The 8,775-nt window shown below is 67.8% G+C and carries 11 protein-coding genes; 8 read left to right on the top strand and 3 right to left on the bottom strand.

The genetic code is table 11. From position 1 onward, the window contains the following. Window positions 1-423: zinc ribbon domain-containing protein (locus DJ69_RS18700; protein ID WP_245851408.1), on the top strand; the 423-nt coding region annotated here is incomplete at its 5' end. A gap of 120 nt (window positions 424-543) precedes the next feature. Here DJ69_RS18700 and DJ69_RS00635 read toward each other — a convergent pair. Continuing rightward, window positions 544-882, bottom strand: a complete 339-nt coding sequence (locus DJ69_RS00635) for a hypothetical protein (RefSeq protein ID WP_099253834.1) — start codon at window positions 880-882, stop codon at window positions 544-546. Between the two features lie 185 nt (window positions 883-1,067). Between DJ69_RS00635 and DJ69_RS00630 the strand changes: the two genes are divergently transcribed. After that, window positions 1,068-1,406, top strand: coding sequence for a helix-turn-helix domain-containing protein (locus DJ69_RS00630; protein WP_008847358.1), 339 nt, complete (start codon window positions 1,068-1,070; stop codon window positions 1,404-1,406). A gap of 106 nt (window positions 1,407-1,512) precedes the next feature. Here the strand turns inward: DJ69_RS00630 and DJ69_RS00625 are convergent, their stop codons facing one another. Then, entirely contained in the window at window positions 1,513-2,241 is a 729-nt protein-coding gene (locus tag DJ69_RS00625) for an RAD55 family ATPase (RefSeq protein ID WP_099253833.1), read from the bottom strand. A 144-nt stretch (window positions 2,242-2,385) separates the two neighbouring features. Here DJ69_RS00625 and DJ69_RS00620 point away from each other — a divergent pair, with 144 nt between their 5' ends. The 5 genes from DJ69_RS00620 (at window position 2,386) to DJ69_RS00600 (ending at window position 5,871) form a co-directional block, all read left to right on the top strand. Further along, entirely contained in the window at window positions 2,386-2,949 is a 564-nt protein-coding gene (locus tag DJ69_RS00620) for a HalX domain-containing protein (RefSeq protein ID WP_099253832.1), read from the top strand. 208 nt (window positions 2,950-3,157) lie between these two features. Next, window positions 3,158-3,439, top strand: coding sequence for a hypothetical protein (locus DJ69_RS00615; RefSeq protein ID WP_099253831.1), 282 nt, complete (start codon window positions 3,158-3,160; stop codon window positions 3,437-3,439). A 198-nt stretch (window positions 3,440-3,637) separates the two neighbouring features. Beyond that, window positions 3,638-5,200 carry a molybdopterin-dependent oxidoreductase gene (locus DJ69_RS00610; protein WP_099253830.1) on the top strand — a complete coding sequence of 521 codons (1,563 nt, stop codon included), beginning with the start codon at window positions 3,638-3,640 and terminating at the stop codon, window positions 5,198-5,200. 93 nt (window positions 5,201-5,293) lie between these two features. Continuing rightward, a complete protein-coding gene (locus tag DJ69_RS00605) occupies window positions 5,294-5,575 on the top strand; it encodes a winged helix-turn-helix domain-containing protein (RefSeq protein ID WP_099253829.1) in 282 nt (93 codons plus the stop codon). Next, window positions 5,572-5,871 carry a hypothetical protein gene (locus DJ69_RS00600; protein WP_099253828.1) on the top strand — a complete coding sequence of 100 codons (300 nt, stop codon included), beginning with the start codon at window positions 5,572-5,574 and terminating at the stop codon, window positions 5,869-5,871. Before DJ69_RS00605 ends, DJ69_RS00600 begins: the two co-directional genes overlap by 4 nt. A gap of 19 nt (window positions 5,872-5,890) precedes the next feature. Here DJ69_RS00600 and DJ69_RS00595 read toward each other — a convergent pair whose 3' ends face one another. After that, entirely contained in the window at window positions 5,891-7,312 is a 1,422-nt protein-coding gene (locus DJ69_RS00595; RefSeq protein WP_099253827.1) for a DHHA1 domain-containing protein, read from the bottom strand. 163 nt (window positions 7,313-7,475) lie between these two features. On the opposite strand from DJ69_RS00595, the gene DJ69_RS00590 reads away from it, so the two are divergent. After that, a complete protein-coding gene (locus DJ69_RS00590; protein ID WP_099253826.1) occupies window positions 7,476-8,774 on the top strand; it encodes an O-acetylhomoserine aminocarboxypropyltransferase/cysteine synthase family protein in 1,299 nt (432 codons plus the stop codon). The last annotated feature ends 1 nt before the right edge of the window (window position 8,775 follow it).

Below are 8,775 nucleotides of genomic sequence, written 5' to 3'. Positions count from 1 at the left end.
GGCGACCTCTCTGGCATCCGTAAGGACGACGAGGACGGTGAGTCGAAGAACTGGGGCAAGCATGGTAACCTCGATCTTCACTCGTGGGCGTTTGACCGCTTCACGGAGCTACTCACCTACAAGGCTGAGATGGAAGACATCACCGTTGAAGAGGTGTCTGAGGGGAATACGTCGAAATCGTGTTCGTGCTGTAGTCGCAAGTGCGATGCAAACCGTGTCGAGCGTGGGTTGTACGTGTGCGACGAGTGCGGGACGACGGCGAACGCGGACGTGAACGGAGCCGAGAACATTCGACAAAAAGTATCTCCGAGTTCACCGAATCTCTCGGTGAATAGGAGTAACGGCTGGTTGGCACAGCCATCGACGTTCCTGTTTGACAAGGAAACTGGCGCATTCGCGCCTCAAGAACAGGCCACATCGTAAACCACAATATCCCAACTCAGCGGCGCGGTGCCGTGGGAATCCTCGCGCTTCAGCGCGGGGAGGATGTCAATGCGTCAACCGGTTTCGGTGTCGATTGCGGCGCCTGCGCGTCTGCGCCGCTCAGCGGTCTTGAATCCGTGTCAGTTCCGAGTCGGGGATCACGAACTCCTGGGTGCCGGGCTCGTACACCGCGAGGCTCCCGGCGACCAGTGCCATCGACCCCGCGATCAGGCCGGTGTTGACGAGGAGCAGCGCCTGCGGGTTCGCGAAGGATGTCCGGAAGGCGGCGACGGGCGTCGCCACGGCGGCGAGGACGATGAGGCCGAATCCGACCGCGAGATACGCCATCGCTGTCCGCCCCGACGACCGGTACGCGGAGATCGCGAACGCGAGCAGCGTCGCGCTCGCCCCCGCCAACACGGTGGTCGTCATGAGATACAACCCCTCGATAAGTTCCATACACGCTGTGGCCGGAGTCGGGGTATAAATCTACGGTGGCGACTATCACCGGCGATAACACCGGTGAATAGCCAGGGTCGAGCTAACCCCCGCTACGGCGACCGACGCGCCGCCGAACCGGATTCTCAAACCGTATCGATCACCGGCACCCTTTTACCTTCCAAGAATCAACAACGATAACGTGAATGGTGGGGGACGATCTGATAACGGTGCTCGGCAACAAGTACAACACGGACATCCTGACGGCGACCGGCGACGCGATGTCCGCGCAGGACCTGAGCGACGAGCTTGACGTGCCGATCGCGACGTGTTACCGTCGGATCAACGAACTGGAGGAGGCCGACCTCTTGGAGCTCCACGACCGACCGCTCTCGGACGAGCACCGTCGGGTGAAGGTGTACCGCCGGAAGGTCGACGGAGTCGAGGTCGACTTCCGCGACGGGCTCACCGTCGAGGTCGAGGAGCGCTCCGCGGTGAAGAACCGACTCGACGACGTGTGGCGCGACCTCTCCTCTGGACAGTAACACTTCGCACTCGTCCCCGCGACGCCGTCTCCGTCCCTGATCCGCCCTCTCGTCCGCTTCGTCCCTGATCCGTCCTCCTGTTCGCCTGTCGCTTTTTCGCCGGGCGTTAGAACGACGGCTCGTCCGACCGTCCCATCATCGAGAACCCGCCGGCCCGCTCGTGGACGGTGATCCCCCCCTCGCCGATCTCCATCGGGAAGATGTCGGTGTCGATGTCCTGCTTCCGCATCTTGGCCACCCACACGTAGCGGTTGACCCCGGAGTCGGTCGGCGTCTGGATGAAGTAGATGTTCCCGTCGGTGAGGAAGTTCTCCAATCCGACTTCGGTGTCCGGGAACACAGCGCCCTGTTCGTTGATGAGCAGCGAGGTAAGGCCGTTGGCCTTGAGGATGTCGGAGAACTTCAGGAGGTACGTCCGCTTCTCCTGTTCGGCGTCGAAGAAGAGCTGGAACATCGACAGCGAGTCGAGCACCAGTCGGTCGAAGTCGCCGTCCTCGATCGTGTCGAGGAGTTTGTCGACCGCCGTCGAGAAGTCGGTCTCCCGCAGCATCTCGCGTTTGTCGAGGATGACGATGTCGCCGCTGTCGACGAGGTCGCCGAATCCCTCGAGGCCGATCGACTCCGCGGCGCCGCGGATGTCCGCTTCGTCCTCCTCGAAGGAGACGTACACGCCGCGTTCGTCGTGTTCGGTGACGCCGTGGTGAAGGTACTGGATCCCGAAGATACTCTTGCCGGTACCGGGGTTTCCGGAGACGAGGACCGTCGACCGCTCCGTGATTCCGCCGGAGAGGATCGAGTCGAGCCCCTCGACCCCGGTCGAGACGAGTTCTGACATTCGTCCCTCCTTTGGCGACGGGAGTACATAAAAGACGATCCGACGGACCGGCCGCACGGACGCCGACAGGTTTATTCCTCGACACGCCGCCCCTTCTTGTATGCCCGGTGAAGCGTCCCCCGTCGCCCCCGACGGTGATCGGCGGTGAGCGATCCCTCGGTCCTCGTCGTCGAGGACGAGCCCGACATCGCCGCGCTGTACGCCGGCTTCCTCGAAACGCAATACGACGTCGACCTCGCCGAGACCACCGCCGAGGCGATCGATCAGGTCGACGGCACGGTCGACGTGGTGTTGCTCGACCGACGCCTCCCCGACGGGAGCGGTGACGACGTGCTCGATCACATCCGCGAGGCGGGGTACGACTGTCGCGTCGCGATGGTCACCGCGGTGGAACCGGATTTCGACATCATCGATATGGGGTTCGACCTGTATCTCACGAAGCCCGTCAGCCGCTCGAAGCTGCTGGCGGCGATCGACACGCTGTTGGCTCGCAGCGAGTACGACGACATGATTCAGGAGGCCGCGGCGCTGGCGAGCAAGCGCGCGGTGCTCAACGCCCAGAAGCCAGCCGCCCAGCGCGAGGGGAACGAGGCGTACGCCGATCTGGTCGAGCGGCTCGAAGCCCTCGACGCCGACATCGACGAGCTCGGCGAGTCGCTGTCGTCCGACGACTACCGCGCGATGTTTCGCGACCTCGGCGAGGCCTGACGCGACGCTGACCGCTCGCTGTCGCTTGCCGCCGCCGGTTCGCTCGCCGGCCCGCTTCCGCTCTCGTCACCGTTGATGGTCTCTCTCCTGAACCTCTCGACTGCGTCCGAAGTTCGGACGAAGTTTGAACGGAGTTCGCCTCGACTCCGCACCAAATTTGTCCAGTAGTTGAAAAATCTATATCCCCGTCATCGCCCTCGTCGAGAGCATGACGGAACACAACACGCGGCGCCGGTTCCTGGTGACGAGCGGTGGACTCGTGACGCTGGCGCTCGCCGGCTGTCTCGGCGACGATGACACTGATGACCAGATGGACGACGGTGGCGAGACGGACGACGGCGAGATGGGTAACGAGAGCGGCGGCGAGATGAGCGACAACGGGATGAGCGACGACGGGATGGATAACGAGAGCGACGGGATGAGCGACGACGGGATGGATAACGAGAGCGACGGGATGAGCGACGACGGGATGGCCGGTGAGGACGGATGACCGAGTCGGTCACGGCCGGGGTCCCGACCGAGAGCGTCGTCTCCTCGTCGCCTTACCCCTCCGATACGTCGACCGATGGCGCCGGCGCAGGAAGCGCACGACCGGGGAGTCGTGCGCCGACTGAGCGGTGCCGACGACGGCCGCGGACGCCCGTCCGCCGAGGACGTGGTTCAAGTAACTGTAACCCCGAGATACACTATGGGTAGAGGTACCAACCAACGAGATACGCTCCTCGCGGCGGCGGCCGGGGGGGCCGCGGTCGCCGGCTCGTATCTGGTCACCGGGTGGGCGCCGTCGTTCGTCGTCAGGCCGGTCGACCAGGCCATCGTCAACCTGACGCCGGGGCCGATCGTGACGCTCGCGATCGAGACGCTCGGCGACGCGGGCCACCTGATCCACATCGGCATGGCGTTCGCGGTCGTGGTCGGGCTGTTCGGCGCGGTCGCGTTCGCGGGCCTTCGGCTCGCCGCGCGCACCGATCGGCGAGCGGTCGGCGTCGCGACCGCGGGAGTCGGGTCGTGGCTGCTCGCCGCGGGGCTCACCGGGATCTCGACGCAGGCGCTCGGCGCGGCGCTGCCCGGCGCGGCCGTCGTCGGGATAGGGTGGCTGCGGTCGCCGACCGGGCGACCGCCCGCCGGGGACGCCTCGTCCCCCGACGCAGGCGACTCGGTGTCGGGGACCGACTCCGCGGACGCGGCCGGCCTGACCGCCGGTGTCGACGCGGTTCGGCGACGGACGCTCGCCGTCGTCGCCGGGGCGCTCGGGTTCGTCGCCGCGACCGCGGTCGGGCGTCGGGCGCTCGCCACCGACGACGATCCGCTCGCCGACGCTCCGCGGTCCGAGGGTGCGGCCGCGCGGCTTCAAGAGCTCGACGACGCCGCGTTATCGGTCGAGAGCGCCGATCTCCACGACCTGGTGAGCCCGATCGGGGGGTTCTACAACGTCGACATCGCGGAGTTCGACCCGGCGGTCACCGCGAGCGAGTGGTCGCTGACGTTCACCGGCGAGACCGGCACCGACCGGACGGTCACCTTCGACGAGCTGACCGACCGCCCCGTCGAGCACCGCGCGATCACGCTGCGGTGCGTCGGCGAGGACCTGAACGGCCGCAAGCTGGACAACGCGGTCTGGACCGGGACGCCGATCCGCCCGCTCCTGGAATCGGTCGACCCGCAGGGGGACTGCGACTGCGCGATGCTGCGCGGCGAGGACGGCTACTACGTCCAGTTCCCGGTCGACGTGCTCGCCGAGGGGTTCCTCGCGTGGGGGATGAACGGGAAGGAGCTTCCGCCCGGTCACGGCCATCCGGTTCGCGTGTTGATCCCGGGGCACTGGGGGGAGACGAACGTGAAGTGGCTCTCGGAGATCGAGCTGTTGCGCGTCGAAGACGACGGCTACTGGGAGGAGCGCGGCTGGGAGGGGACCGGCGAGGTGAAGACGGTCGCCAAGCTCTGGGACGAGGGGATCACGGACCTCGGCGACGGCCGGATCGAGTTGGCGGGCCACGCCTACGCCGGGACGCGCGGGATCGAGCGCGTCGAGGTGTCGACCGACGGCGGCGATTCGTGGACCGACGCGACGCTCTCCGACCCGCTCCCCGACGCGGACGTCTGGCGGCAGTGGCGGCACGTCTTCGACCCCGACGGCGAACACGAGGTCGTCGTCCGCGCGGTCGACGGCGAGGGGGCCCGACAGATCCGGGCGCCGTCGGACTCGTCACCGAGCGGCGCGACGGGGTGGGTCCGTCGAACGGTCGGCTGATGCGTCCGGTTCGATCCCACGCGATCAGCCGCCAGAGCGCCCCGCCAGAGCCGAAACGAATTTGATTCCCACCCCGACACACCAGTACGCCAGATGGAGAAGGCCCTGTGGTACCTGTTCGTCGCGAGTCGCGGTGGCGCCAACAGGGTCCGGATCGTCCGGAGACTTCGCGCTCGCCCGCGGAACGCCAACGAACTCGCGGAGGAACTGGACGTCGACTACAACACGATCACACACCACCTCGAAATGCTGAAAGACCACGATGTCGTCGAGCCGAGCGACCACGACTACGGGAAGCTCTACTTCCTGACCGACCGCTTCGAGCGCCACACGGACGCGTTCGAGGAGATCACGTCGGAGGTGGACACCGAATGAACCCCGTGTCGCCGACCGGGGTCGCCGTGTTGATCGCGGGGATCAACAGCGCGCTGTTGGCCGTGTTGGCCGCGGTGTGGCTCGACAACTACCGTGAGTTCGGCTCGACGCTCCTCCTGGGACTGGTGGGGTTCAGCGCCGTCCTGCTGGTCGAAAACCTGGTCTCGATCGCCTTCTTTTTCAGCAGCATGCGCACGCTGTACGCGATGGACCCGCTGGTGGGGCGAGTCGTCCTCGGGATGAGCCTGCTCGAACTGCTCGCGGTGTCGCTGCTGAGCTACGCCACGCTGAAGTGATCGGGGTGGCGGTGACCGGTCACGCGAGCTGGTCGCCGACGATCCGGTCCGCCTCGACGATGAACGCGTCGCGCTCGTCGATCGGGATGGTCGCGCCCGCGGCCACGTCGTGGCCGCCGCCGTCGCCGCCGACCGCCTGACTCGCCTCCCGCATCACCGCCGAGAGGTCGAGTCCCTGTCGGACCAACGCGTGCGACCCCCGCGAGGACACCTTCAGCTCCTCGGCGCTCTCCTCGGCGAACGCGATCACGGGCTTCGATCGGTCGAGGGCCGGCGAGCCGATCGCCATCCCGGCGACGATGCCGACGATCGTCTCGCGGATCCGCGAGCCGGCGTCGAACCACTGGAGGTGCTGCTCGTCGGTGACGCCCTCGTTTTTCACCCACTGGAGCCCCTCCGAGAGGTTCTTTCGGTGGGTCCGGAGGAGCCGGCGCGCCTCGGCGAGCGCGTCGCCGCGGTCGCCGAGACACACCGCGAGCCCCACGTCGGCCCGCTCGTACCGGGCGGTGGCGTTGAGGAGCGTGGAGAACTCGCTCACGTCCCGCAACTCCGTCCCGGGCTCCTCGTCGACGAGCGTGTAGGAGGTGCCGACGAGCGCCTCGATCCGGTCGGCGGGGACGCCGGAGGCGACGGCCCGGCGCATCAGCGCGGACGCGAGCACCTGTCGCTCCTCCCCGTCGAGGTCGACCCAGCGGCGCCACTCCCCGTCGCGTTTCACGTCGATGTCGAGGCCGGTGAGAAAGGAGATCGCGCCCGCCTCGTCGTTCGACACGCCCGGGATCTTCACGTCCGAAGCGTACTCCAGCAGCTTCGGGAGCGGGCGCGTCTGTCTGCCGTACAGGTCCAGATCCGTCTGCGCCTCGACGACGCCGGCGTCGACGCCGTCGGCGACGACCGCCTCGTTGGCGCCGACGAGGCCGCCGTCGGAGTCCTGCATGTCGCCGACCGCGCCGACCACCGCCAGCGCGGCGAGATCGCGGTTGTCGCCGCCCGGCCCCTCCAACGCGCGGGCGAGCACGTAGCTCGCACCGGCCCCCGACAGCTCGCTCGCGCCGTTGAGCCCTTCGAGTAAGGGGTTGAGGTGGAACTCGGTGTCGCGGTCGGCCGGCTGGTGGTGGTCGGCGATCACGGGGACGAAGTCGCCGCGGTCCTCGTGGTCGGCGATCACGTCGAGCTGGCCGGAGCCGAAGTCGGTGAACAGCACCACGTTGAACTCGCGGGCGGCGATACCCGCGATCGACTCGGCGTCGAGCTGCTTCTCGAAGACGACCTCGTGGTCGATCCCCGCCCGCGCGAGCGCCGTCGAGGCGATCGCGCCGCTGGTGAGCCCGTCGGCGTCGATGTGGGACGCGAGCAGCACGCGGTCCGCGGCGCGGAGCCGGTCGGCGCAGGCGTCCGCGCGCTCGGCGAGCTCCGGCACGGGAGAATCGGCGACTGCCATTACCACCCGTTGGCTCCCGATCGGGGATAAACTCACGCTTCGGCGGGTCGGCAGCGGGGAGGGCGGCTCCCGCGCGTCTCGTCGCCGCCGATCCGGCGCAGGCCGAGGCATCACTTGCCGTAACTGACGGTTATAGATATTTGTAGATATATGCACTACACACATGACACGTGGGTTCAACACCCGGAGTCTCCACGCCGGTGCCGAGGCCGACCCGGCGACCGGGTCGCGAGCGACCCCGATCCACCAGACGACCTCCTACGTCTTCGATGACGCGGACACGGCGGCGGAGATGTACGCGCTCCGGGCGGAGGGCGACATCTACTCCCGGATCTCTAACCCGACCGTGAACGTCTTAGAGGACCGCCTCGCCGACCTGTCGGGCGGCTCCGACGCGGTCGCGACCGGCTCGGGGATGGCCGCGCTCGACGCGATCACCACCGTGCTCGCGACTGCGGGCGACAACGTCGTCGCCAGCTCCGAGATGTACGGCGGCACGGCCGCGTACCTCACGAGCATCGCGAACCGCCGCGGGGTCGAGACGCGGCTCGTCGACACGCTCGATTACGAGGCGTACGCGGACGTGATCGACGACGACACCGCGTTCGTGCACGTCGAGACGGTCGCGAACCCCTCGCTCGTCACGCCCGACTTCGAGCGGCTCGCCGAGGTCGCCCACGAACACGCCGTCCCCCTCGTGGTCGACAACACGTTCGCCACGCCCGCCCTCTGCCGGCCGTTCGACCACGGCGCCGACATCGTCTGGGAGTCGACGACGAAGTGGATCACGGGCAACGGGACCACCGTCGGCGGCGTCGTCGTCGACGGGGGACAGTTCCCGTGGGACCACCCCGACGCCGACTACGACGAGCTCGACGGCCAGTCGCCCGCCTACCCGATCGACTTCGTCGAGCAGTTCGGCGACGCCGCCTTCGCCAACGTCGCCCGCCAGCGCGCGGTGCGGACGACGGGCGGTCAGCAGTCGCCCTTCGACGCGTGGCAGACGATCCAGGGGCTCAACACCCTCCCGCTCCGGATGGAGCGCCACTGCGAGAACGCCCGGGCCGTCGCCGAGTTCCTCCGCGACGACGACCGGGTCGACTGGGTCGCCTACCCCGGCTTCGAGGACCACCGGAGCCACGACAACGCCGCCGCGTACCTCGACGACTACGGCGGGATGGTCACCTTCGGCGTCGACGGCGGCTACGAGGCCGCGAAGACGTTCTGCGAGGCGGTCGATCTGACGAGCTTCCTCGCGAACATCGGCGACGCGAAGACGCTCGTCATCCACCCGGCCTCGACCACCCACGCGCAGATGGACGAGACGCAGCAGCGGCTCGCCGGCGTCCACCCGGAGATGCTCCGCCTCTCCGTCGGGATCGAGGACGCGGACGACGTGATCGACGACCTCGACCGAGGGCTCGCCGCCGGCGAGCGCGCCGCGTCCGGCACGGAGGTGTGAC

Origin of the sequence: Halorubrum persicum (genome assembly GCF_002727125.1) — an archaeon.
Classification (GTDB): domain Archaea; phylum Halobacteriota; class Halobacteria; order Halobacteriales; family Haloferacaceae; genus Halorubrum; species Halorubrum persicum.
This window is presented reverse-complemented; position numbering and strand designations above follow the sequence as displayed.